Below are 24,006 nucleotides of genomic sequence, written 5' to 3'. Positions count from 1 at the left end.
ATAATTGGCACGTAGAAAAGGTCGAGTAAAGGACAAGTGGCGAGAAAAACGCTGGGTTACAGTATATGCACCAGATTCATTTAACAATGTCCCAATCGCATATGTTCCAATTACAGATGACGAAAATGCAGTAGGTAGAGTTATCGAAGTGACACTATATGATATTCTAAAAGGAGATCCTTCACAACATCAATACAAAATCTATTTCCAAATTCACAAGATTGATGGAGACAAAGCTACAACAATTTTCAAGAGATATGAATATTCAAAAGAATTTTTGCGTAGTTTAGTAAGAAGAGGATCATCAAAAATTAATTACAGTATTGATATTAAAACAAAAGATGGCTATGTCTTTAGAATCAAATTATTGGCTCTAACACATAGAACATTAAACACATCCAGACAACATGCTCTAAGATTAATTGCTCAAGAAGTAATTAACAAAACAATTCCAGAAATGACAATTGATCAATTTGTTCAAGCAACATGTTACAGTAAAATTAATTCAGACATTATGGCAGCATTCAAGAGAGTAATCAGAGTAAGACATGTAGGTCTTGAGAAAGTAAAACTCATCAGAACTGCAGACAAAGAAACAAAATTACTAGAAGCATAACCAACAAAGTTATTCTTTTACAATATCATGGTAGATAAGATTGAAATTACAATCGATGTAATTGTTCATGCAACAGAAGATATTTCAAAAATTTTTCAATCTTTTGAAGATGTTTTGAATCTCAAAGAAGAGTGTTTTACAATTGAAGAAACAGAAGGACATTATGAAAATCCAATCATCATGTTAAAGGCAAAAATTGTAAAAAAACAGGCTCAAAATTTGATGAGTAAAATGCTTGAACGATTAACAGATGAACAAATCAATGACTTAACTGAAGAAATTGAAGAAAGAACAGAAGATTCTAGGTTCCACATGAGACTAGATAAACAAGAATTGATCAAAGGCAATCTAATGATTAGTGAAAAAGAGACAATAAAATTAAAAATCCACACACCAATTTACAACAGAAAAGACACTGTCAAAATATTTACAGGAATTTTTCACAATGCCAACTAGATTAAATAGGAATAAAACAACCATACAATTTGGGAATGAGGAAATATTAGCCGCTCCAGTCTGAGCGAAAGCTTTGAAGACGCCGCGACGAACCGACCCCTTTTATCGATCAATAATTTTGAGTTATTGATTTTACATACTATTTGATGGTATTATTTTAAATACCGATAGACAAACCCCAATATCGTTGGCAGATTATGATGTTATAATCGCAGGTGGAGGTCTTGCAGGTACAATTACAGCACAAGCTGTTTCTCACTATTCAAAACAAAATTTGAAAATCTTAATTGTTGATAGGAATACAGAATTTGTACCAGGTCGAAAATCACTAGCTGGATGGGTATGTGGAGATGCATGCTCCAAAGAAGCAGTTGATTTTATGACAGAGAGAATCAAAGTTGAATGGACCAAACCAGAAATTGAACATGATGTAAAAGGAGTAATGGCATTCTCCCCAGATAAAGAAACTTCAATTCCTTTTGACGGTGATGGGTTTATGCTAAATCGTCAAAAATTACCAGAAATTCAAAATGAAAGATGTAAAAAAATGGGAATTGAATTTGAATATGAAATTAATGTTACAGGTTTAATTTACGAAGGACAACAAGCAGTTGGAATTCAAGGAGTGGATAACAAAACAAAACAGCCATTCAAAAAAACATCAAAGATTGTAATTGATGCAACAGGAGTCACATCTATGCTTAGAAATGGTCTTCAGAACTCTACCAAAGTAGAAAAAAGAATCGATAGACGTGATTTAGAATCAACTGGAAGATATATCATGCATTTTGAAAAAGGTCAAAACGATCTTACTGAATTTGATCCAGATTATTGTATTATTCATTTAGATCAAGACATTGCTCCTGGTGGATATGGATGGGTTTTTCCAAAAGGAGATACTAAAGTTAACATTGGTTTAGGAGTTGAAAAATCCCTACTAGATAAAAGAAACAAACGATTAGGGAAAAAAGATAATGTTGAATCATTAATGAAAGAATACCTTTACAGAAATACTGCAATTAAAAATGCAAAGTTATCAGAAGAACCTCAAGATATTAACAATAATTCAGGAGTGTTCCAAGTTTCAGTTAGAAGACAAAACGATTGTATGGTTTCAGGAGGATACGTGATGGTAGGAGATTCAGCATGGATGCCAAAACCAATTGATGCGGGTGGTATTGGGCCCGCTTTAATTGCAGGTACAATTTTAGGAAACAATGTGGCCCAAGCATTAGAAGCAAATGATGTTTCTGAAGCAGGTTTATGGCAATACAATTTAGATTACATCAAAGAATACGGATACAAAACTGCAGGTCTTGAACTCTTTAGACGATTAATTCAACAAATGTCTAATGAACAAATTAGTTATGGAATGAAACACTTTTTGGGAAAACTTGATGCTGAATCAATTAGTAAAGGAGAACATCCAGACTTTTCAGGATTAGGTAAGATTGGAATGATAATTAGAGGTGCAATGAATAAAACAGTTGCAGATGGACTCAGATATACTTCTAAAGAAAATCAATGGTTAGTTGAACATTATAATAATTATCCAAAAGATCCATCAGGATTTGATGAATGGAATAAAACGCTACATCAAAGACTACAAGAAGCATTTACAAAAATAGAATCATTTGATTCTTAGATCTAATATTAAATATTGTAGAATTCATTGAAAACATACTTTGGTAGAAACTCAATATCTAGACTGGAATAATTCAATTCAAATTCTAAACAAAGCATTTGAGGCAGGTCTTTTTGTGCTCATAATTGGTCCAAAAGGAACGGGAAAGACATCACTGGTAAGGGATTTTGCCAAAAATAAAAACATCAATTTAGATTCCATCAATTTTAGTTTAAGAACTAGAGAAAGTCATTTGGTGGGTACTAAAACACTAACAGATGGAACAGTTAGTTTTGACGAAGGTCTGTTAATCAAATCAATGAAAAGTGGAGATATACTATACCTAGATGAAATCAATTCAGCAGAAGCAGATGTTTTACTTAGGTTAGATGAAGCATTAGATGACAGACGTCAAATTGTCTTAAAAGAATCTACAGGTGAAGTAATCAAGGCAAAAGAAAATTGGTTTGTAGTTGCAACAATTAATCCATTAACACATAGTGGAACAAAAGAATTGCCACCACAATTACTTAGTAGATTTCCAGTAAGAATTAGATTAGAATATCCACCTGAGAATATAGAATTAGAAATTATAAAAAAATACGTTTCAGGAAATCACGAATCAGAGATAATTCAAGCAGTTAAACTAGCAAATACATTAAGACAGGCGGCTGCAGTTGAAGAATTATTTTATTCACCAAGCTTAAGAGAAACAATTGCTTTTGCTAAATTATTAGATAAAGGTATGGCAGCAAAAGAAGTAGCTAAGATTGTTTTTGGAAATGTCTATACACAATGGGGCGATATAGAATATCAAAAAGTAAGTGACATCATAACTTCAATGTTTGGAAACTAAATGCAAGCAATTCAATTACAAAATGATTCTTTAGTTGAAATAGCAACTTTTCTTGTTAGAAGATGGTCTGAAAATGAAAACATAATTGTAGAAATTTCAGATAAAACAGAAACAAAAACACGTCTAAAAGAAAACAAAGTAATCTTAACTCCAATGGAAAAACGAATTGGGAATGATTTTCAAAAATATCGTCAATTTAGAACATCATTATGGTATGAGGCCATGAGAATAAAATATTGCAAAAAAATTCTCAGTGATGATCATGCATTTGGATTTATTCTCAATTCAATGGAGGCTCAAAGAATTGAAAAATTGGGAAGAAAGATTTGGAGGGGTATGGATGAAGAAATCATTTTCAATTATACGTATATGCTTGTAGCAAGACCACAATTACACACAGTATATGGGAAAGCGAGGATTATAGAGGCATTTTATCAATATTTCATGTTTGGGGCATTGAAAGGTGAAATTCAACCAAGTGACTTTGAAAAAATAAAAAAAGCAGTAATTTTTGCCAAATCAATTGTTGATCAAGCAATTGAAAAAAAACATGATACCGATTGGATTGAAAAAAATATCACTGAAATAATAAAAATATTAGATATTGATTCTCTTCTAACCATTCCAATTTCTTTGCCTTTTATGAAAGCTGGAATGGCATTATCAGAAGAAGAATTGCTAAAAGTACTCAAAATAATTTCTAAAAATAAAGAAGGTGAATTGGGCACAATTGATCCAAAATCCGTAATTAGAGGAGATGATGTTTATGATGAATACAAAGTACTATTAGATGAAAATAAAAAAACAGAAAATAAAGGATTAGCAACTGAAATAATAGGAATTCAAACTCCATCAATAAGAAATGTAGACGAAACAACAATCTATGATATGAGTTTGATTAATGGATTAAAAACAAAATTCAAAGAATGGAAAATGGGTTGGAAAGAACAACATCTCAGTTCAGGAGATGAATTTGATGAGGAGAATTACATTGAAGGTAATGAGCCATTTTTTACAGATGTTAAAAAATCAATTAAAACAAAAATTGTTATTCTATTAGATCATTCATCCAGTATTGCATCAGATGCAATTGAATATAAAAAAGCAACTCTAGCATTATGTGAAGTATTATCTTTTCTTAAAGTGAAATTTGCAGTTTATGCTTTTAGCACTGAAAATAGATCAATGGTTTGTTGGTCAATTAAACCAGAAAATGTAAAATGGAATAGTATCACTGCAAAAAGATTAACACAAATTGTTGCTAACGGTTCAACGCCATTAGCTGAAGTTTATGATAAAATGTTTCCAATTTTACAATCAAAGAGGCCAGATATTTTTTTGACATTAACTGATGGGGAACCTTCAGATCCTGATGCAGTAAGAAATATGACTAAATCTTTCAAAAATTTAGGAATTAGCATGGTGGCTTTAGGATTGGGCACAAATACAGTTAGAGCCACCACCATAGCAAATAATCTTAGGCATTTAGGATATGAAAAAACCATGGCAGTTAGTAGACTAAAAGATATTCCAAACAAAGTTATCGGTATTTTAGATGTATGAAGTAAAATCAAAAATGAATCAATTTCAAATAATATCAGATATTTTATATGAGCAAAAAATTGACTGCACCTAGAGAAAATATGTCAGAAACTGATTATGATAAACCTCTACTGGAAAAATTTGAGCAAGAGATTTGGAGTAAAATTCCGCACTTAGAAGGAGAAAAAGTTGTGAACGCAACGCCGTTAATTGACCTTACAACTGATTTTAAGGAATGTGCAAAAAATCTCTACAAACTAGACATTTCAGATTTAGACTTGAAAGTGTATGGAAAATTTGATGCAAACTTAGTATCAGGTTCAATCAAAATTAGACCCGCAATTCACATTATGCATGATGCAATTAAAACTGGGAAGTTGAAAAGTAATCAAACAATTATTGAAGCAACATCAGGTAATTTTGGAATTGCTCTTGGACAAATGTCAAAACTTGGATTGACTGTTGTATCACTTGTTTCAAGGAAATTACAAGAAGGAGTCTTTAAGGAATTAAGAGATGAAAATATTCGGATAATGGATTTGGATATGGATATTTGTCCCGCTCCTGGAATGAAAGATAGTGATGCTGATGCATTAAAAGCAAAAGCAACGGCAGCAAATATTCGTTCTCAATTAGCCGAATTGGGTTTTGATCCTATAATTTACGATAAATCAATTTCTGAAGTTGAAACACTATTAGCTGCACAAGATATTATCAATCTTGCAAAATTACTTTCTAAAATGTATGGATGTTTTTGTCCAGAACAATATGATAACGAATTAAACATTCAAGCTCATAGAACAATTACAGCAGTAGAAATTGATCAGCAATTACATGAAAATGGAGATTCATTAGAAGATTATAGAATTGTGTGTTCTTTTGGAACAGGTGGTACATCTGGAGGATTAAGTAAATACATGGATGAAAAATATGGTAAAAAGGCAATTCACGTAGTATTCCCAATTCCAGGTCAAGATGTAGCAGGAATTAGAACAAAAGCAAAGGCAGACGGATTAAAATTGTATAATCCAGAGGCATATGCTGCTCAACACGAAGTTGATTTTGGACAGGCAAAACACTTACTCAAATTCTTTGTTGAGAAAGGTCACAATATTGGTGAAAGTACTGCGTTGGCCCTATATTCGGTTTTAGAAATGCTCAGTAATGGAGATAAAGGTAAATTTGTAGTTGTAGTTGCAGACGGTATTGAAAAGTATAGGAAAAATCTAGAAGCAATGTCAAATAATCAGCGTATGCAAGTCTCATTAGATGAAGCATCAGCAAGTGTACAAGAATATGATAAAATAATATGGGTACATACATCATATACTCCAAAAGAAGAAGGGATTGAAATGATTGCTAAATCTTTAGGAATAGATAAAGAGAAAATTATAATACCCAAAGCCAGTACAATTAATCAATTGTTATCTACACAACAAATTCCTGAAGAATTAAGTAAAGATCTAGACGGTTCTAAAGGTAAATCATTGTTAATTTGTATGGCTGGAAATACATCATTAATGACTGCTCAAGTACTTGCAAGTAAGGGCATAGTAACTGAAAGTTTGAATGGAGGTATAACAAATTTGCCAGAAGGGCAAGGTAAAAACCCAGGTCAATATATCAAAGCAGCTACCGAATAATAGATTTGAAATGTCTTTCAGTTTCACAACCATTTGCTGATTTAATTATTTCAGGAAAAAAAACTATTGAATTAAGAAATTGGAATACAGAATTTCGTGGAGAATTGTTAATTCATTCTCCACTAAAAATTAGGACAGAAGATTCTAAAAGATTAAAAATTAATAAAAAATTCATCACAGGTGCAATCATTGGCAAAGCACAGTTATACGATGTTAAAAGATATGATTCATTAAAAGAAATCAAATTAGATCAGAAATATCATTTTGCATCAAAAAAATTTCAAACTAAAATATTTGGTTTTATGTTAAAAAATGCTAAACCATTACGAATTCCAATTCCATGGAAAGGTCAATTAGGAATCTTTGATGTAAATATTCCAAAAACAAAAATCAAAAATAAAGAAATTGTATCAGACATCATAGATGAAGAATATCGTTATCAATGGATTGGACATCATTAGAAAATTAAAAATCAATAAAAAATTTGACTAGTATATATAAAGGCCATATATAAAGTCCCTCGTTATGCCTCAAACCAAACCTATTGTTAGTGTTGAAAATGTTGTGGCATCAGCATCAGTAGACCAAAAGATTGATCTTATTGAAATTACTAAAAAATTCCCAGATACTGAATATCATCCAGAACAATTTCCAGGACTTGTGTTTAGATTAACAAAACCCAAAACTGCAACTCTAATTTTTCGAACTGGAAAAATGGTATGTACTGGAGCAAAATCAGAAGAGATGGCAATTAAAGCTGTTAACACAGTTGTTCAACAACTAAGAAAAGGTAAAGTTAAAATAAAAAAAGATGCAGTTATTACAGTTCAAAATATAGTCGCATCAATAAATCTGGGTGGAAAAATTCATTTAGAAAAAGCTGCTCGAACATTACCTAGAAGCATGTATGAGCCCGAACAATTTCCAGGACTTATTCATAGAATGGTAGATCCAAAAACAGTATTATTGTTATTTGCATCAGGAAAACTAGTGTGTACTGGGGCAAAAAATGAATCAGATGTTTATCGTTCAGTTCACAATGTACATGCATTATTAGAAGAAAAGTCTCTAATGATTTATGATGAATAATTTTTAATTTGTTAAGTTGACTAAAGACATTTTTGAGGATGAAAAAATTAAATTAACTCCTGAAAGAGGTTTTGATTTAGTTGGGATTGATTATTTTGCAGAGCCTGGTAATCAATTGTATTTAGTAGAACATTTTGAAATGTATCAGGATGCTCTTAATGCAAAAAAAGATCGAAAAATTCAGGATGAATATTTTGTTCTTTACAAAGGAACAGGGAATGAATATTTCTGTAGATAGATTAGAAAAATCATAAAACTTTACTAAAGTTTACACAATCTCTTATCATTTAGTTAAAAAATTTAGAAATAGTGTCTGATGAAGCAAGGGATTTAATTGATACGTTATATGAAAAAGAAAATCCAATCCAAACTCAACAAATATCCAAACAAATGAATCGTAAAAGTCCAAAAGCAAAATACCAGATTTTTGATGAGTCAGAGTTTACGCGAGGAAGAGAAGTTCTAGGGGATCTTATTGTTCATGGAATGATAGCCTCAGGAGGCACAGATATTGATTGGTTAATTGAACATAGAGGAGGATTCATCATTTTGGAATTTAAGGGATTTCATAATGATAAAATCAACATAGCAAAAGGACAGATGATAGCTTATGAAAAGTTACATGAAAAATTAAACATGGCAACAAAATGTTATCTATACGTTGTCGGATGTGATGATATTGATTTTTCTAATCCAGATTCAACAATATGGATTTTTGAAATGAATCAATGGAAATCAGGTGCAATACCCAAAAACACTACAGACATCTATGACAACGATGTAGGTAAACAAAACAAATTCATTGTTTATCGTGAATATATGAATGAAATAAGTGTAGAAAAGTTACGAGATTTAGTAGACTCACATTGGAAAGAATTTGAATAAATTATGCAGTAAATGAAAATGTGTTTGATTTTATTTCTTTACCATCATCTACTGTAATTGTATAAGTGCCAGATTTTTCCCATCCTGAACCTCCTGCAATAGCTAAAGTTGAAAATCTTCCATCACTTTTTAATGATATTTGTTCTGCCCACACAATTTCATTATTTTGATTCTTTATTGAAAGATTCACAGTTCCTTTAGAAGTAGACACTCCACTAATTGAAATTAAATCCTTTTTGTTGTAGGATTTTAAATCAGTTTGAATTGGTTGTGAAATTGATGTATTATCAGATGAAGTGTTAATTGAAGTTCCAGTTGGAAGACCATTAAGAGAAACTGCTGCTGCAATAATTATTACTAAAGCTAGTCCACCAATACCAAACATAATTTTTTTATTTTTTGATTTTGAATATGATATTCTTGGGACTTGAGTTTGGAATGATTGAGTTTGTTGAATAGATTGAATTTTAGGCATAATCACATCAGGAACTGATGGTTTTTCTGTAACTGAAGGAGTTGGAGTAAATTCAGGTTTTCTTCCTAGATGTTTTTCAGCTAATTGTCGGACATAATTTCTTTCATAATTACTGATAACTTCATTATTTTCACACGCTCTACAAATTTGCTTGAGAATTCTGTCATCCCCAAAATCCTTATCCAAAAGAGCTTTTACATCATCCAACAATGGATCTGTCATGTGTATTTTCTCTCAAATTGATTATTTATGAATATATGTCAGAAAGCTATTTTGCATAGATTTTTTGGGCTTGTATTATGACTGTTCTAATGTAATCCTTAGCAGTTGAATCAGTAACCCCCATTTGCTTTGCTCTTTGATAAAGATCAATTTCTTTAGGATTTAACAGATAACACTTCAAGAGATAATTGAGCCTATGAGACCTTTTTTCATCACTTTTCATAATTTTATTTTTCTCAGATACTAAAAAGGTCAGAGGATTATGACATAACCAACTAGAGCCATAGTATCATAAAATTTGAATAAAAACATATGATCTTTTTTAAACAATACGAAAAAAAGAATGGAAATGAAACGAATTGAGGCAACTGTTCAATCAACCAAGGTTGGGGCAGTAACTGAAGCAATAAATGATATTGTTGGAGGATACACCGTTCTAGAAGGTAAAGGTAGAGGTTCTGGAGCCAGACAAGAAATGAGATCTGGTAGAGGGACTGGTACTGTTACTGCAGAATACAACCATGTTGCATATGTTACTACAATAGTAGATGACTCAGACGTAGAGAAAGTTTCCACAGCAATTGCTGATGCAGCTTTTACAGGCAAAGGCGGAGATGGAATTATTGCCGTATCCAATGTCGATAGCGTTCTGAATATCGCATCTAAAAAGAGTGGTTCTGAAGCCCTCTAATCATTTTCTTTTATTGAAATTATAAAATATTAGAATTAATGTAAATTAAACTGCTGAGAGGAATGGTGAATAAACCTCTCAGGGTGGTATCCCTTTGGGGGACATGTTTTTTGAAGGGATGGTATAGCATTACAATTTTAGTATAAAAGCGAAGGATTTTGAAGATTATTGTTGACCTTCAATTCCCATTAACGTTAGTGTTGATCTAATTTTTGGGATTTTCCTAATTTTCCATGTGATAGTCTCTCTCAGTGCTTCGACTTGGCTTGATTCTACTTTAGCCAAAATATCATATGCACCAAAGGTACCATGTACTTCAACAACACCTTCAATAGACTTTAGTTCTGAAATAACAGATTCTTCAGAACCTAGCTCACAGTTTATGAGGACATAAGCTGTTGCCATTAAAATTCAATTCCTATTTTCATACACAAAATACACTCTTGAAATATATAAGAATAGTCCATTTTACTTAAAAATTCAATTAAAATTGAATCATATGATAAACAAATGTAAAGAGATTTTATTTAATTTAAAATATTTTTAAGATAAAGAATATGCATCTTTCATAATTTTTTCTAATTCTTCAATATTTTTTGAAAGAGTGATTTTGGAGCGTAATTTTGAACCGCCTTTCATCCCTTTAGTAAATCTCATGGCCTGACCCTTGATGTTTGCAAATTTTATCTTGTATTGATTTGTAATGTGTAAATAATCAAAAAAAGAATCTAATCTATCTTTGAATGAATATTCATTGTAAGAGTTAGTTTTTAGATAATCATTTATTTGTTCAAACAAAAACGGATTACCCATTGCACCTCTACCAATCATTACATAATCACAGTTCGTATGATCAATCATAGTTTTAGCATCCTCAGGAGTAGTAATATCACCATTTCCAACAATTGGAATACTAGAAATTTCTTTTAATTCTTTGATTAAATCCCAATCAGCAATTCCAGAATATCCTTGACTGACAGTTCTAGGATGCAATGTAATCATTTCAATGCCTTCATCTTCAGCAATTTCTGCTATATCTCTAAAGAGAAATTTACTTGCATCTGTAACTCCAGAACGAATTTTTAAAGTTACAGGTTTTTTAACAGCATTCACAAGAGTGCTAAAAATTTGTTGGGTTAGATTGACTTCTTGTAACAATGCACCACCTGCCATTTGTTGCGTAATATGGGGAGCTGGACAACCCATGTTATAATCAATGATGTCAAAATATGGCTCTACAATCTTTGCAGCTTTCTCTAACGCAGGAAGATTAGAACCAAAAAGTTGAATTGAAAGCGGGCGCTCATCATCAGAATATTCAATGAATTCTTGAATTGTTTGCATTCTTTCTTTGAGTTGACTTTCTTTAGCAATAATACTATGAATATTTGTAAATTCTGTTACAACTAATCCAGCACCCATTTTTTTACATTGTAAACGAAGTGCAGGATCACTTACACCTGCCATAGGTGCTAAAAATGCCCTACTAGAAAATTTTGGAAGCATATTCTAACTTTACAAACTGAATATATTTATCATTCAAAAAGATACCAAAAAATTCTATTAATTATCTGGGCAACCGTCTAAATCACGGTCACCATCATAATCTTCAGGATCAAGAGGACATAGATCTTCATCATTGATGATACCATCTAAATCATCGTCGTGGACAAATCTTTGTTGTTCTGGAGCAGTGTCAGGACAACCGTCATGATCATTGTATTTATTCCAGGTTTCTGGACTTGTTGGACAAGAATCAATTGCATCCCAATATCCATCACCGTCTGAATCAGGTCTTGTAGGAGTGGTAGAATCTGCTGCCAATACATCAGGACAACCGTCCCAGTCTAGATATCCATTAAAATTCTCTTGTTCATCAGGACATGCATCTTTTCTATCATCTATTCCATCTCCATCAGCATCTGCAAATATGTAAGAGGGTATTGTACTAATGATAGAGTCTGGACAACCGTCTTCATCTTGATAGAAATTATAAGTTTCAGGTTCTAGTGGACATGCATCAGAGACATCAACAATTCCGTCCTGATCAGAATCTATTGTAAATACTAATTTGTCAGGGCAACCGTCTTTGTCTTGGAAACCATTGAATGTTTCTGGTTGAGCAGGACAAGAATCTAGAATATCAGGAATGCCGTCACCGTCAGAATCTACTGTACGTTTGTTATCATGAATTTGATCTGGGCAACCGTCTTCATCGAGATACCTGTTGTAAGTTTCTTTAGAATTAGGACATTGATCTACATTATCAGGAATACCATCAAAATCAGCATCACCATAGGAATCATATGCTATAGTGTCTGGACAACCGTCTTCATCTTGGAAACCATTGTATTTTTCTGCAAATGTAGGGCATAAATCAAATTCATCTGGAATTCCATCGTAATCAGCATCTGGTAAAGCAGATTTTGAAAATCCAGGAATGTCTGGACAACCATCAGTATCTAAGAAATCATTATAATTTTCTGGCTCGTTTAGACATTGATCCCATCTGTCATCAATTCCATCACCGTCAAGATCCGGAAATATGTAAGATGAGACGATAGAGTCAGATGAATCTGGGCAACCGTCACCGTCTTTGAAGAAATTATAAGTTTCTGGTTCTAGTGGACATGCATCTAAAACATTTGGAATGCCATCTTGATCAGAATCTATTGTAAATACTAATTTGTCAGGGCAACCATCACTGTCTTTGAAACCATTGTAAGTTTCTGGTTGATTTGGACATTGATCTAAATTGTCAACAATACCATCACCGTCAGTATCATATGTTTTCGAACCATCAGTAATTAAATCTGGGCAACCGTCTTCATCTTGGAATTTATTGTAAGTTTCTTTTGTATAAGGACATAGATCAAATTGATTTAAAATTCCATCACCGTCAGAGTCACCAGAAATTGAAAGTTTAATTTCATCAGGACAACCGTCTTCATCTTGGAATTTATTAAAATTTTCACGTTCAAATGGACATTCATCTACAGAATCAAGAATGCTATCATAATCAGAATCAATCAATCCATTAGAATCTGCACCAAGAGTATCTGAGCATCCATCCCAATCCAAATATCCATTATAATTTTCTGGCTCGTTTAGACATTGATCCCATCTGTCATCAATTCCATCACCGTCAGTATCTGGAAAAACATAAACAGAATTAGCAGTATCAACGCTATCTGGACAACCGTCTAGGTCTTGATAGAAATTATAAGTTTCAGGTTCTAGTGGACATGCATCAACCCCATCAGAGATTCCATCTCTATCACTATCCCTTAAATTGGAAGCATTATCTGGACAACCGTCTTTATCATCAAATCCATTGAATGTTTCAGGTTGATTTGGACATGAATCCATGAAATCAGGGTAACCGTCACCGTCAGAATCAGTGATTCCTTTTTTACCTTGAGGGGATGAATCAGGGCAACCGTCTTCATCTTGGAATTTATTGTAAGTTTCTCTTACAGTTGGGCAATCATCAATATGATCTTGAATTCCATCATAATCAGTATCATACCAAGGAACAAAGTCTGCAGGACAACCGTCTATGTTGTTACCATATTGAGGATCGTAGTCTTCTAGAAGATGTGGACAAAAATCTAGATTGTTGGGAACGCCGTCACCGTCTGAATCTATTGGAGTAGCAGCAAATGCACTAGATGGCAGCATTCCAATTGTGGATGTAAGTAAAAGTAAAAATCCTAAAAGATATTGTTTTTTCATTCTATCTGACTCCGCTATTATCATGTATTTATTAAGTCTCACGTTAAATAGATTCTTCTAAAATCGGAAATTAGTAAAGAGACTATGGATCAGGACAGCCGTCTAAATCACGGTCGCCGTCATAGTCTTCTGGATCAAATGGACACAAATCTTCATCATTAATGATACCATCTAGATCATCATCATGGACAAATCTTTGTTGTTCTGGAGCAGTATCAGGGCATCCATCCCAATCTAGATATTTGTTCCATGTTTCTGGGCTTGTTGGACAAGAATCAATTACATCGGGATAACCGTCACCGTCAGAATCAGCATATGTAGGAGTTGTTGATTCTGCACCTAAGACATCAGGACAACCGTCAGAATCTAGATAATCATTATAATTTTCTGGTTCATTGATACATGAATCCCATCTGTCTTCAATTCCATCACCGTCAGAATCTGGGAATTGGTATTGTGCTTTAACAGAATCTACAGAATCAGGACAACCGTCAGAATCTAGATATTTGTTATAAGTTTCAGGTTCTAGCGGACATGCATCAAATACATCAGGAATGCCGTCACCGTCTGTGTCTAGGTTTGATGCAAGTTTATCAGGACAACCGTCTTTGTCTTGGAAACCATTGAATGTTTCGGGTTGATTTGGACATGAATCAACGATATCAGGAATGCCGTCACCGTCTGTGTCAGCAGTCATTTTATTATCAGCAATGTAATCAGGACAACCGTCTTTGTCTTGGAATTTATTGTAAGTTTCTTTTGCATGAGGACATTGGTCTACATCATCATAGATACCGTCACCGTCTGAATCACCAATGGTTTTATAATCAACACTATCAGGGCAACCGTCTTCATCTTGGAAATCATTGTATCTTTCAGCTAATGTTGGACATTGATCTAAATGATCAGGGATTCCATCATAATCAGCATCAAGCATATCACCTGCAGTTGTTCCTGGTACATCAGGACATCCATCAAAGTCTAGATAATTATTATAATTTTCTGGTTCAGTAATACATGAATCCCATCTATCTTCAATTCCATCACCATCAGTATCTGGGAATTGGTATTGTGCTTTAACAGAATCTACAGAATCAGGGCAACCGTCATAGTCTTGGAATTTATTATAATTCTCAGGTTCTAGTGGACATGCATCTAAAACATTTGGGATACCATCTTGATCAGAATCAAGAGCGGAATTATATTTATCAGGGCAACCGTCAGCATCTTGGAAACCATTGTAAGTTTCGGGTTGATTTGGACATTGATCTAAATTATCAATAATTCTATCACCGTCAGTATCAAATGCAAATTTGTTATCTGCAACATAATCAGGGCAACCGTCAGAATCGAGATATTTGTTATAAGTTTCAGGACTAAATGGACAAGAGTCTAGAATATCAGGAATACCGTCACCGTCAATATCACCTGTAAATGTTAATTTTAATTCATCAGGACAACCGTCAGAATCTTGGAATTTATTATAATTTTCACGTTCAAATGGACATTCATCTACATCATCAGGGATTCCATCATAATCAGCATCTGGTGCTTTCAAAGATGTAACACCTGGTACATCAGGACATCCATCAAAGTCTAAATAATTATTATAATTTTCTGGTTCATTGATACATGAATCCCATCTATCTTCAATTCCATCACCGTCAGTATCTGGGAATTGGTATTGTGCTTTAACAGAATCTACAAAATCAGGGCAACCGTCTTCATCTAGATATCTATTGTAATTTTCAGGTTCTAGTGGACATGCATCAAGTCCATCAGAGATTCCATCACGGTCTGAATCCTTTTGAGTCAAAGCATTATCTGGACAGCCGTCTTTATCGTCAATTCCATTGAAAGTTTCTGGTTGATTTGGACAGGAATCCATGAAATCAGGATAACCATCACCGTCAGTATCTGCAATTCCTTTTGGATTAACAGGTGATATATCAGGACAACCATCATCATCTTGGAATTTATTGTAAGTTTCTTTTACAGTAGGGCAATTATCAATATGATCTTCTACACCGTCATAATCAGCATCATACCAAGGAACAAAGTCTGCAGGACACCCGTCTATGTTGTTACCATATTGAGGATCATAATCTTCTAGAAGGTGAGGACATTGATCTAAATTATTTGGTACACCGTCACCGTCAGTATCTATTGGATCAGCAGCAAATGCACTAGATGGCATCATGCCAATAGTTGAGGTAAGTAAAAGCAAGAATCCTAAAAGATATTGTTTTTTCATCTAGATACTCCTATGGGTCTGGACATCCATCAGTATCTCTATCATTGTCATAATCTTCAGGTTCTAGAGGACACATATCATTCTCGTTGATAATTCCATCTAAATCAGCATCATGTTTGTATCGAGATTGTTCTGGTGCAATGTCAGGGCAACCGTCTTCATCTTGGTATTTGTTCCAAGTTTCTTTATCAGTTGGACACAAGTCAATAGAGTTAAGGATTCCATCTCCATCGGTATCAATCTTTGTATCCCAAATTGGAATAGTATCAGGACAACCGTCATAGTCAACATATCTGTTCCAAACTTCATCTTGTTGTGGACACATATCCATTACATCTGGAACACCATCACCGTCTGAATCTGGCTGAGTATCATCTACATCTGGACAACCGTCTTCATCTTGGAAACCATTATAGTTTTCAGCAACCAAAGGACATTTGTCTTTAATATCATTAATTCCATCGTTATCAGAATCTACTACAAATGATTTAGTCACATTATCAGGGCAACCATCATCATCTTGGAATTTATTCCAAGTTTCTTTTGCAGTTGGACATGCATCAATTCCATCTGGAATACCATCCATGTCTCTATCATTCTTTATAATATAATCATCAGGGCATCCGTCTCTATCAAGAATTCCATTGTAAGTTTCTGGTTGATTTGGACAATGATCATCGTAATCATTTATTCCATCATTATCAGAATCAGGAGTTCCTTTGTTATCCCCTACATAATCAGGACAACCGTCTTCATCTTGGAATTTATTGTAAGTTTCTGGAACCAAAGGACATTGATCAGATTTATCAGGAATTCCATCATAGTCAGAATCTAATGAAGTGATGTAATCAGGATAGTCTGGACAACCGTCTTCATCTTGGAAACCATTGTATCTTTCTCTAACAAGTGGGCATTGATCTACAGAATCTGGAATTCCATCACGATCAGAGTCTAATTCTATTGGATCGTCTGGACAGCCGTCATGGTCTTGATAACGATTCCAAGTTTCTGGTTCTGAAGGGCATTGATCTAATGTGTCTCTAATACCATCACCGTCAGAATCCAATACAGAAATATCAGGACAACCGTCTTGGTCTTGATAACCATTAAAGGTTTCTGGTTCTAGTGGACATTTATCATTAATATCAGTAATTCCATCGCCATCATAATCTGATCCTAATAATCCACCCTTACCATCTGGACAACCGTCTTCATCTTGGATATTATTGTAAGTTTCTTTTGCAGTTGGACATGCATCTAAATTATCTGGAATTCCATCACCGTCTCTATCAGATGAAGAGTCATTATCAGGACAACCGTCTCTATCAAAAATACCATTGTAAGTTTCTGGTTGATTTGGACATAAATCAGAGTAATCATTAATTCCATCACCGTCAGAATCTGGAATTCCTTTATCAGATGTTACAAAGTCAGGACAACCGTCTTCATCTTTGAACTGGTTGTAAGTTTCTTTTACATTTGGACATTGATCAATACTATTTGGAATTCCATCACCGTCAGAATCATTATCACTTGTATAAGGAGGCATGTCTGGACAACCGTCTTCATCTTGATAACCATTGTATCGTTCTGGTTCTAATGGACAAGCATCATTAGCATCCATAATTCTATCACCATCAGCATCATTTAATGTACCATCAAATGATGGAATACTATCTGGACAACCGTCATAATCTGCAAATCTATTGAAAGTTTCAGGATGATCAGGACAAATATCAAATTTATCTGCAATTCCATCACCGTCTCTATCAGTAAATGAAGTATCTAGTGCGACATCAGGACAACCGTCTGTATCTCTATAACCATTATACACTTCTGGTTCTAGTGGACATAAATCAATTTTATCTTGAATACCATCATTGTCAGTATCAATGAAAGAAGAATCTTTCAGAGTATCAGGGCAACCGTCTTCATCTTGGAATCGATTATAATTTTCAGGGCTTAGTGGACATTGATCAAGATAATCTGGAACTCCATCTCTATCTCTGTCACCAGAACCATAACTATCAGGGCAACCGTCTCTATCTAAAATTCCATTGAAAGTTTCTGGTTGATTTGGACACAAGTCAACCAAGTCGATAAAGCCATCACCATCTGAATCTGCTGCACCACCAGATCCTGTACCAGGAAGTGTATCAGGGCAACCGTCTTCATCTTGGAATTTATTGTACTTTTCTTTAAGGTTTGGACATTGATCAAGGTGATCCTCTATTCCATCATAATCTTCATCATACCATGGAACAAAATTTGATGGGCAACCGTCTATTGTACCTTCATAATCTTCTCGTAAATTAGGACATAAATCAACGGAATTAGCAACTCCATCATTATCAAAGTCATCAACTGCAGCAAAAGCCGGGTTAATCGGCATACTAGTCAATGTGGTTACAAGTAACAGTAAGAAAGATATCGAGTGTATTTTGTTCAAAGCCTAAAAATACCTCGAGGATCCAGTTATTAAACCTCACTCTAGAATCGACTAAAAATATCAATAGATTTGAGAAAAGTTTCCATGTTGGACAAAAATCTCGATCAATTTAAGTAAACCAGAACACGATCTGAACTAATGAGTTGCTCTGGAGAAACTGTCGAAGAGGACGATGAGCAATTACTTCAGATCAGACCTGTAATTACCGCACAATTAAAAAAAGCAAAGTACGGTGTAGCAGATCATTCAACTGTAGGACTTTGTCATTGGACAAAAAAATCATTCAAGCATGAAGGTAGTTGTTACAAACACAAGTTTTATGGAATTTCAACTCATAGATGTATGGAATTTTCCCCTGCTGGCATGTATTGTGAAAATAGATGTGTGTATTGTTGGAGACCAATGGAATTTTATGATTCTATGCAAATGAAACCAGAACAAGTTGCAGAACCAGAACAGATTTTAACAAAATTGATGGCTGAACGAAAAAAATTGATCAATGGGTTTTACGGTGATTCAAGAAATGACAAAGAAAGATTAGATGAATCTTTATTGCCTGCACATTATGCCATTTCACTTTCTGGAGAACCCACAATGTATCCTAAACTTCCAGAATTAATTAAATATCTAAAAACATTTGAAGCAACAAAATCAATTTTTCTTGTAACTAATGGACAAGAGCCAGATATGATTCAAAAATTACAAGACGAAGATGCATTACCAACACAATTGTATCTGTCAACCAATGCTGCAGACTATGAATCGTTTATAAAAATAAACAAGCCAAGATACGATGATTCATGGGAAAGATGGAATAGGACACTGGACATGTTAAAAGATTTGAAAACAAGGACAGTGTTAAGAATTACATTGATCAGGGATCATAATGATCAAAAAGAATCAATTCCAGCATTTGCAGAAATGTTTAGAAAAGCAAGTCCGCACTTTATCGAAATAAAATCATACATGCATATTGGACGCTCAACAAACAGATTAGAATATACAAACATGTTAGAAATGGAAGAAGTGAAAAGGTTTAGTGAAGAAATTGCAAAGCAAAGTAAAATATTTTCAATAATGGATGAAAGTATTGTTTCAAGAATATCAATATTACAAAATAACGAACGATTTATTGATCGTTTTATTCCTACTTATGCAAATACCATTTAGAGAATTTTTTTAGCGCCTTGTATCTGTGTGATAATTCATTTTTATTATTTAATTCTGCAAATGTTTTCTTGGAATTATTTGGAATAAATATTGGATCAAATCCCCAACCTTTACCTTTTTGAATTTTAGATATTTTTCCATCTAGCTCACCTACAAACGATTGTAAAATTGTTTTATCACAATAAGTAATAATTGAAACAAATTTTGCTTTTCGGTTATTTTTTAATAAATTTAAAATTCCTTTATTCCCAATTGTTTTGAAAACATATGAAGAGTACGGACCTGGAAATCCATCAATTGAGTCTATGAATAAACCATCATCTTCAATAATAACAGGTTTTTTAAATTTAGAAAATGCATCTCTAGCTTTTGCCATTGCAATAGTATCAAGAGAGATTGATTGAATTTCTTCTAAATTTGATTTTAAATATCCAATATCAATTCCCAGAGAATCTAAAATAATCTTAGCTTCTTGATATTTGTGATTATTAGAAGATACAAAAAATAGATCAAACGACTTGCGCATATCTTCCACGACTTTCTATTTCTGAGACCAATTTAGTTATTTTAGAATAATAGGCATGACCAACTACAGATTTGTAACCATTGAGAAAATTTTTCCATGAAAGTAACATAATTTTGGCATGAGCACTGTTAAGAATTTCTTTAATTAATCTCAAATCAACAGCATGATCTTCGGGCTTAATTGAAGTTTGAGATAATCCGAAATCAATTACATATACAGTATTTTTACTCAAAATAAAATTTGAAGTTGTTAAATCACCATGCATTACTCCGTTCTTATGTAAAGTACCCACCAATTTCCCAATGTCTTTTGATAATTCTATAATTTTTGATTCAGGCAAGTCATGTACTGGCGTCCCTGAAATCTCTTGCATAGTAATTGATGTTTTATCTAAATTTACAAAGTATACGAGAGGTGTAGGTATTCCAAATGATTTTACAAGTGAGAGCATTTGAGATTCTTTGATAGTTCTTTGTTTACGAATTTTTGAATCAAGAGAAGAATTCCTATATGTTTTGATTTTTCTAATTTTTAATATCGCCTTTGAATTTTGCCATTTAGTTTGATACAAATCTGCTTCAGCACCTTTTTTGACTAATTTCATTAACATTATATCCAGAGGAATTCAATAAAAATTAATCATGGATGAAGGAGAAAAACGAATCAAGCAAGAAGATTGTAGTGAAGATAATCTAGGTGCAGGAATACTAACATTAACAAACAAAAGATTAGCATTTGATAAAACTAATGCAAGAATAATGGACTTTTCTAAACATTTTGGAGATACAGTATTAGATATTTCGTTAGATAAAGTAACAAAAACATGGAAAGAAGGATTATTGATGAAAAAAGTATGTTTTACAGCAAAAACAGATGATGGTGAACAAACTTACAAGTTCGGAGTCTTCAATACTAAAAGTTGGGTTAAAATTATTGAACAGACCATTGGTGAAAACAAAAATTAGTAATCAATTTTAACAGAATCTAATCTCCAAGATTGTGTAACAAACGTATCTTTTAATTCTACACCAGGTTTTATTTGAGACTCTAATAAACCAGTCCAGCAAATTTGACTTCCACAATCTCCAGCATATTTTAATGGAACAACAAAAAATTTACAACCATGTCTTTTACAAACATCTTTTAGCATTTCAGATAATCGTTTGTTAGCAGCAACTCCTCCAACAATCATTAATTCTTTTTTTCTTGTAAAGGATAGAGCACGTTCTACTGCCTCACTTATCATAGCAAATGCAGTTTCTTGAAGTGAATAACACGCATCTACCTTACTTTTTGTTGCAACTGATTTTGTTGCAGACAATAATCCAGAAAACGATACATCATTACCTTTTACAGAGTAGGGTAATGTAACATAGTTTGAAGATGTAGACGCTAACTCTTCAATATTTTTTCCACATGGAGATGCAAATCCAATTGAACGTCCAAATTGATCTAATAATTGGCCTAAAGTAATATCCAATGTTTCTCCAAATACTCTCCACTGTTTATTTAGAAATGCCAAAAGCATAGTATGCCCTCCAGATACTAAAAGTACTAGAGGGTTAGTTGAGCCAGTTAGTAATTTTCCCAATTCAATATGTCCAATTGCATGATTTACAGGATATATTGGAATTTTGTAGTATGAAGAAAGAGATCTAGCAACTATAGCACCCACACGTAAACATGGGCCTAAACCTGGTCCTGCAGCATATGAAACAATATCCAAATCTTTGACTGTGATATTTGCTTCTTGAAGACAATCAGATAGTACTTGGGAACTATTCTCAATATGATGACGTGATGCCTCTCTAGGATGAATCCCTTCCCCCTCTTCAGGTCGATAGATTTTTCTAATATCTGAAAGAATTTTTCCTTTTTTCCCACGTTTTTCAATTATTGCACAAGAAAATGTATGAGCAGTACTTTCTATTCCCAATCCCAACATATCAACCACGACTTAATGTAGAAACAATTTTGATTACATCGCCATTTTTGAGTTTTTGATCTCCACTAATCCTTTGTTTTGTTTTACAATCTATTGCATGTAAAAATCCCTTTGCGATATCTGCATGAATCAATCCTGCTAAATCTTTAGCAGTTGAATCTTGTGGAACTAATTTTGTATCAGGTAAAATTACTCCGTCTTTGTTAGTAAGTTTAGTTTCATCTTCTACAGGATACACAACGATATATTTTAGAGAATCAAAAACAGCAGTATTTAGAATTTTTTGAATTCCCGTAGAATTAATTTTTGAAAAAACCGATTTTACTAAATCAAGTGCTTTTTGTTGTGGTAAAGGAATTTCTTTTCCTTCAACAGGAGTAAATCCTTCGTCTCCAGAAGAATAATTTACAATTCCAGCTTTTGATGCTTTTCGTAAAAGCAGTTCAGTTTCAGCACTACATGGAATTACATTATCAGTAATTTTCGTAATTATGTCCAAGTCTTGACAAAGATCTGCCTTGTTTGCTGCAATAATCATAGGCTTTGTACTCTTTCTTAATTCTTTGACAAAAGTTTCAATGTCATCATCTACCCATTCTTTTGGATTTTTAGCCATGAACCCCAATTTTTGAAGAATTTCTTGAACTTGAAAATCTTTAATTCCCAATCCAGAAAATCTTTTTGCAATACCATCAGTTAGTTTTGCACGTTTTTGATCTATTTCTCTTGTAATTTTATCCCATTCTCTTTTTAAAATATCTGCAAACCATTGATCAAATTCATCTTGAACAAAGGCAACATCTTCTAATGGATCATGCGTTCCAACTGGAACTGGTTGTCCTTGAATATCGGTTGTTCCAGCAATATCTACAACATGAATTAAAACTTCAGCTTGTCGTGCATCATCAAGGAATTGATTTCCCAATCCTTTACCTTCATGAGCTCCTGGGACTAACCCTGCAACATCAATTAGTCTAACAGGAATAAAGCGTGTACCATTTACACATAATTCATTTTCATGTTTAATTTCAAAATGTTTGCAAGCACAATCTGCTTTAACATATGCTACTCCTACATTAGGTTCAATTGTTGTAAAAGGGAAATTTCCTGTTGCAACAGGTGTTTCAGTTGCAGCTGAGAAGAATGTGGATTTACCAACATTTGCTTTTCCTAGTAAACCAATTTGCAATACTGTCAAAAATCTAATTCTACTTATTAGTATTGCAGAAATCGTTTAATCTGGTTAATCATGATTTCATATCATGTCAATAGCAATTACAGGTAATCCAGGTGTAGGAAAGCACACAATCACACAACTAATTGCAGATAAAATGAAACTATCAATAATCGATATTAATAAAATTGCAAAAGATTCTGGACTATTTGAAAAAAATGGAAATACAAATGATGTAGATGTTGAAACGCTTGAAAAAATTCTTGAATCAAAAACTTTGGAAAATAGTATTATCGTCGGGCATTTGGCACCATATGTTTTAAGAAAAAACCAAGTAAAAATAATGATAGTATTACGAAGGAGTCCCTATGATTTGATTTCAGTTTACGAAGATAGAAAATATGATGATGATAAAATCAGAGACAATGCAGGTAGCGAAATTTTAGGAATTATAACAAATGATGCAATGGGTAAATTTCAAGAAAAAACATTTCAGATTAATGTCAGTGGGAAAACAGTTGCAGAAGTGTTTGAAAAAACTATGAGTGTAATTATGAATAAAAATGGAAATGAAGTAGTAGATTGGCTAGAAATAGTGAGAAAAAATAATGATTTAGGAAAATTTTTTGTTGATTGATTAAATAACGCCTTTGA

Annotated in this window: 24 protein-coding genes; 14 read left to right on the top strand and 10 right to left on the bottom strand. The window is 33.3% G+C overall.

The window, feature by feature from the left end:
• Positions 1-4 precede the first annotated feature (4 nt).
• From ACW9W4_RS03670 to ACW9W4_RS03625, 10 genes are all read left to right on the top strand, one after another.
• The gene (locus ACW9W4_RS03670; protein ID WP_457761155.1) at positions 5-616 is read left to right on the top strand and encodes a 30S ribosomal protein S3ae; all 612 of its coding nucleotides are present in this window, start codon (positions 5-7) and stop codon (positions 614-616) included.
• Between the two features lie 27 nt (positions 617-643).
• Positions 644-1,072 (top strand): RNA-binding domain-containing protein, encoded by a 429-nt coding sequence (locus ACW9W4_RS03665; protein ID WP_457761154.1) that lies wholly within the window; start codon positions 644-646, stop codon positions 1,070-1,072.
• Positions 1,073-1,259: 187 nt separating this feature from the next.
• The gene (locus ACW9W4_RS03660; protein WP_457761153.1) at positions 1,260-2,717 is read left to right on the top strand and encodes an NAD(P)/FAD-dependent oxidoreductase; all 1,458 of its coding nucleotides are present in this window, start codon (positions 1,260-1,262) and stop codon (positions 2,715-2,717) included.
• 40 nt (positions 2,718-2,757) lie between these two features.
• The gene (locus tag ACW9W4_RS03655; RefSeq protein WP_457761152.1) at positions 2,758-3,552 is read left to right on the top strand and encodes an AAA family ATPase; all 795 of its coding nucleotides are present in this window, start codon (positions 2,758-2,760) and stop codon (positions 3,550-3,552) included.
• Positions 3,553-5,115, top strand: a complete 1,563-nt coding sequence (locus ACW9W4_RS03650; RefSeq protein ID WP_457761151.1) for a VWA domain-containing protein — start codon at positions 3,553-3,555, stop codon at positions 5,113-5,115.
• Positions 5,116-5,195: 80 nt separating this feature from the next.
• Positions 5,196-6,737: a pyridoxal-phosphate dependent enzyme gene (locus tag ACW9W4_RS03645; RefSeq protein ID WP_457761452.1), complete on the top strand. Its 1,542-nt coding sequence runs from the start codon at positions 5,196-5,198 to the stop codon at positions 6,735-6,737.
• A 5-nt stretch (positions 6,738-6,742) separates the two neighbouring features.
• On the top strand, positions 6,743-7,198 hold the full coding sequence (locus ACW9W4_RS03640) for an ASCH domain-containing protein (protein WP_457761150.1): 456 nt from the start codon (positions 6,743-6,745) through the stop codon (positions 7,196-7,198).
• 64 nt (positions 7,199-7,262) lie between these two features.
• Positions 7,263-7,826 (top strand): TATA-box-binding protein, encoded by a 564-nt coding sequence (locus tag ACW9W4_RS03635; RefSeq protein ID WP_457761149.1) that lies wholly within the window; start codon positions 7,263-7,265, stop codon positions 7,824-7,826.
• A 16-nt stretch (positions 7,827-7,842) separates the two neighbouring features.
• Entirely contained in the window at positions 7,843-8,064 is a 222-nt protein-coding gene (locus ACW9W4_RS03630; RefSeq protein WP_457761148.1) for a hypothetical protein, read from the top strand.
• Positions 8,065-8,135: 71 nt separating this feature from the next.
• Complete coding sequence (locus ACW9W4_RS03625) at positions 8,136-8,711, top strand: hypothetical protein (protein WP_457761147.1); 576 nt, start codon at positions 8,136-8,138, stop codon at positions 8,709-8,711.
• A 1-nt stretch (position 8,712) separates the two neighbouring features.
• On the opposite strand, the gene ACW9W4_RS03620 is transcribed toward ACW9W4_RS03625, so the two are convergent.
• Positions 8,713-9,408, bottom strand: a complete 696-nt coding sequence (locus ACW9W4_RS03620) for a hypothetical protein (protein WP_457761146.1) — start codon at positions 9,406-9,408, stop codon at positions 8,713-8,715.
• A gap of 349 nt (positions 9,409-9,757) precedes the next feature.
• Here ACW9W4_RS03620 and ACW9W4_RS03615 point away from each other — a divergent pair, with 349 nt between their 5' ends.
• Positions 9,758-10,099 (top strand): P-II family nitrogen regulator, encoded by a 342-nt coding sequence (locus ACW9W4_RS03615; protein WP_457761145.1) that lies wholly within the window; start codon positions 9,758-9,760, stop codon positions 10,097-10,099.
• 165 nt (positions 10,100-10,264) lie between these two features.
• On the opposite strand, the gene ACW9W4_RS03610 is transcribed toward ACW9W4_RS03615, so the two are convergent.
• The 5 genes from ACW9W4_RS03610 to ACW9W4_RS03590 form a co-directional block, all read right to left on the bottom strand.
• Complete coding sequence (locus ACW9W4_RS03610) at positions 10,265-10,504, bottom strand: Lrp/AsnC family transcriptional regulator (RefSeq protein ID WP_179362489.1); 240 nt, start codon at positions 10,502-10,504, stop codon at positions 10,265-10,267.
• A 138-nt stretch (positions 10,505-10,642) separates the two neighbouring features.
• Positions 10,643-11,605 (bottom strand): tRNA dihydrouridine synthase DusB, encoded by a 963-nt coding sequence (dusB, locus tag ACW9W4_RS03605; protein WP_457761144.1) that lies wholly within the window; start codon positions 11,603-11,605, stop codon positions 10,643-10,645.
• A gap of 57 nt (positions 11,606-11,662) precedes the next feature.
• A complete protein-coding gene (locus ACW9W4_RS03600) occupies positions 11,663-13,834 on the bottom strand; it encodes a thrombospondin type 3 repeat-containing protein (protein WP_457761451.1) in 2,172 nt (723 codons plus the stop codon).
• Between the two features lie 82 nt (positions 13,835-13,916).
• Positions 13,917-16,088: a thrombospondin type 3 repeat-containing protein gene (locus ACW9W4_RS03595; RefSeq protein ID WP_457761143.1), complete on the bottom strand. Its 2,172-nt coding sequence runs from the start codon at positions 16,086-16,088 to the stop codon at positions 13,917-13,919.
• 10 nt (positions 16,089-16,098) lie between these two features.
• Positions 16,099-18,480 carry a thrombospondin type 3 repeat-containing protein gene (locus tag ACW9W4_RS03590; protein ID WP_457761450.1) on the bottom strand — a complete coding sequence of 794 codons (2,382 nt, stop codon included), beginning with the start codon at positions 18,478-18,480 and terminating at the stop codon, positions 16,099-16,101.
• A gap of 195 nt (positions 18,481-18,675) precedes the next feature.
• On the opposite strand from ACW9W4_RS03590, the gene twy1 reads away from it, so the two are divergent.
• Complete coding sequence (gene twy1 / locus ACW9W4_RS03585) at positions 18,676-19,707, top strand: 4-demethylwyosine synthase TYW1 (protein WP_457761142.1); 1,032 nt, start codon at positions 18,676-18,678, stop codon at positions 19,705-19,707.
• Here twy1 and rdgB read toward each other — a convergent pair.
• Together rdgB and ACW9W4_RS03575 are read right to left on the bottom strand one after the other, a co-directional pair.
• On the bottom strand, positions 19,685-20,233 hold the full coding sequence (gene rdgB / locus ACW9W4_RS03580) for an RdgB/HAM1 family non-canonical purine NTP pyrophosphatase (protein WP_457761449.1): 549 nt from the start codon (positions 20,231-20,233) through the stop codon (positions 19,685-19,687). The two genes, twy1 and rdgB, sit on opposite strands and share 23 nt — an antisense overlap.
• The gene (locus tag ACW9W4_RS03575; protein ID WP_457761141.1) at positions 20,217-20,837 is read right to left on the bottom strand and encodes a KEOPS complex kinase/ATPase Bud32; all 621 of its coding nucleotides are present in this window, start codon (positions 20,835-20,837) and stop codon (positions 20,217-20,219) included. Before ACW9W4_RS03575 ends, rdgB begins: the two co-directional genes overlap by 17 nt.
• A gap of 37 nt (positions 20,838-20,874) precedes the next feature.
• On the opposite strand from ACW9W4_RS03575, the gene ACW9W4_RS03570 reads away from it, so the two are divergent.
• The gene (locus ACW9W4_RS03570) at positions 20,875-21,198 is read left to right on the top strand and encodes a hypothetical protein (RefSeq protein WP_457761140.1); all 324 of its coding nucleotides are present in this window, start codon (positions 20,875-20,877) and stop codon (positions 21,196-21,198) included.
• On the opposite strand, the gene kae1 is transcribed toward ACW9W4_RS03570, so the two are convergent.
• Together kae1 and ACW9W4_RS03560 are read right to left on the bottom strand one after the other, a co-directional pair.
• Positions 21,195-22,178: a KEOPS complex N(6)-L-threonylcarbamoyladenine synthase Kae1 gene (gene kae1, locus ACW9W4_RS03565; RefSeq protein ID WP_457761448.1), complete on the bottom strand. Its 984-nt coding sequence runs from the start codon at positions 22,176-22,178 to the stop codon at positions 21,195-21,197. The genes ACW9W4_RS03570 and kae1 overlap by 4 nt on opposite strands.
• 1 nt (position 22,179) lies before the next feature.
• Positions 22,180-23,367 carry a redox-regulated ATPase YchF gene (locus tag ACW9W4_RS03560; RefSeq protein ID WP_457761139.1) on the bottom strand — a complete coding sequence of 396 codons (1,188 nt, stop codon included), beginning with the start codon at positions 23,365-23,367 and terminating at the stop codon, positions 22,180-22,182.
• A gap of 73 nt (positions 23,368-23,440) precedes the next feature.
• Between ACW9W4_RS03560 and ACW9W4_RS03555 the strand changes: the two genes are divergently transcribed.
• Positions 23,441-23,989, top strand: coding sequence for an adenylate kinase family protein (locus ACW9W4_RS03555; protein ID WP_457761138.1), 549 nt, complete (start codon positions 23,441-23,443; stop codon positions 23,987-23,989).
• The last annotated feature ends 17 nt before the right edge of the window (positions 23,990-24,006 follow it).

Source organism: Candidatus Nitrosopumilus sp. bin_7KS, from assembly GCF_054095835.1.
The sequence above is the reverse complement of the archived record's forward strand: the minus strand, read 5'-3'. Positions and strand labels throughout refer to the sequence as shown.

What these genes read in the sequence shown, in the direction of transcription:
- ACW9W4_RS03610 (WP_179362489.1), bottom strand. Translation starts at nt 10,504, where the DNA reads ATGGCAACAGCTTATGTCCTCATAAACTGTGAGCTAGGTTCTGAAGAA.
- ACW9W4_RS03590 (WP_457761450.1), bottom strand. Translation starts at nt 18,480, where the DNA reads ATGCCGATTAACCCGGCTTTTGCTGCAGTTGATGACTTTGATAATGAT.
- ACW9W4_RS03595 (WP_457761143.1), bottom strand. Translation starts at nt 16,088, where the DNA reads ATGAAAAAACAATATCTTTTAGGATTCTTGCTTTTACTTACCTCAACT.
- ACW9W4_RS03665 (WP_457761154.1), top strand. Translation starts at nt 644, where the DNA reads ATGGTAGATAAGATTGAAATTACAATCGATGTAATTGTTCATGCAACA.
- ACW9W4_RS03650 (WP_457761151.1), top strand. Translation starts at nt 3,553, where the DNA reads ATGCAAGCAATTCAATTACAAAATGATTCTTTAGTTGAAATAGCAACT.
- ACW9W4_RS03570 (WP_457761140.1), top strand. Translation starts at nt 20,875, where the DNA reads ATGGATGAAGGAGAAAAACGAATCAAGCAAGAAGATTGTAGTGAAGAT.
- ACW9W4_RS03600 (WP_457761451.1), bottom strand. Translation starts at nt 13,834, where the DNA reads ATGAAAAAACAATATCTTTTAGGATTTTTACTTTTACTTACATCCACA.
- ACW9W4_RS03645 (WP_457761452.1), top strand. Translation starts at nt 5,196, where the DNA reads ATGTCAGAAACTGATTATGATAAACCTCTACTGGAAAAATTTGAGCAA.
- ACW9W4_RS03635 (WP_457761149.1), top strand. Translation starts at nt 7,263, where the DNA reads ATGCCTCAAACCAAACCTATTGTTAGTGTTGAAAATGTTGTGGCATCA.
- rdgB (WP_457761449.1), bottom strand. Translation starts at nt 20,233, where the DNA reads ATGCGCAAGTCGTTTGATCTATTTTTTGTATCTTCTAATAATCACAAA.
- ACW9W4_RS03620 (WP_457761146.1), bottom strand. Translation starts at nt 9,408, where the DNA reads ATGACAGATCCATTGTTGGATGATGTAAAAGCTCTTTTGGATAAGGAT.
- ACW9W4_RS03555 (WP_457761138.1), top strand. Translation starts at nt 23,441, where the DNA reads ATGTCAATAGCAATTACAGGTAATCCAGGTGTAGGAAAGCACACAATC.
- ACW9W4_RS03575 (WP_457761141.1), bottom strand. Translation starts at nt 20,837, where the DNA reads ATGAAATTAGTCAAAAAAGGTGCTGAAGCAGATTTGTATCAAACTAAA.
- ACW9W4_RS03615 (WP_457761145.1), top strand. Translation starts at nt 9,758, where the DNA reads ATGAAACGAATTGAGGCAACTGTTCAATCAACCAAGGTTGGGGCAGTA.
- dusB (WP_457761144.1), bottom strand. Translation starts at nt 11,605, where the DNA reads ATGCTTCCAAAATTTTCTAGTAGGGCATTTTTAGCACCTATGGCAGGT.
- kae1 (WP_457761448.1), bottom strand. Translation starts at nt 22,178, where the DNA reads ATGTTGGGATTGGGAATAGAAAGTACTGCTCATACATTTTCTTGTGCA.
- twy1 (WP_457761142.1), top strand. Translation starts at nt 18,676, where the DNA reads ATGAGTTGCTCTGGAGAAACTGTCGAAGAGGACGATGAGCAATTACTT.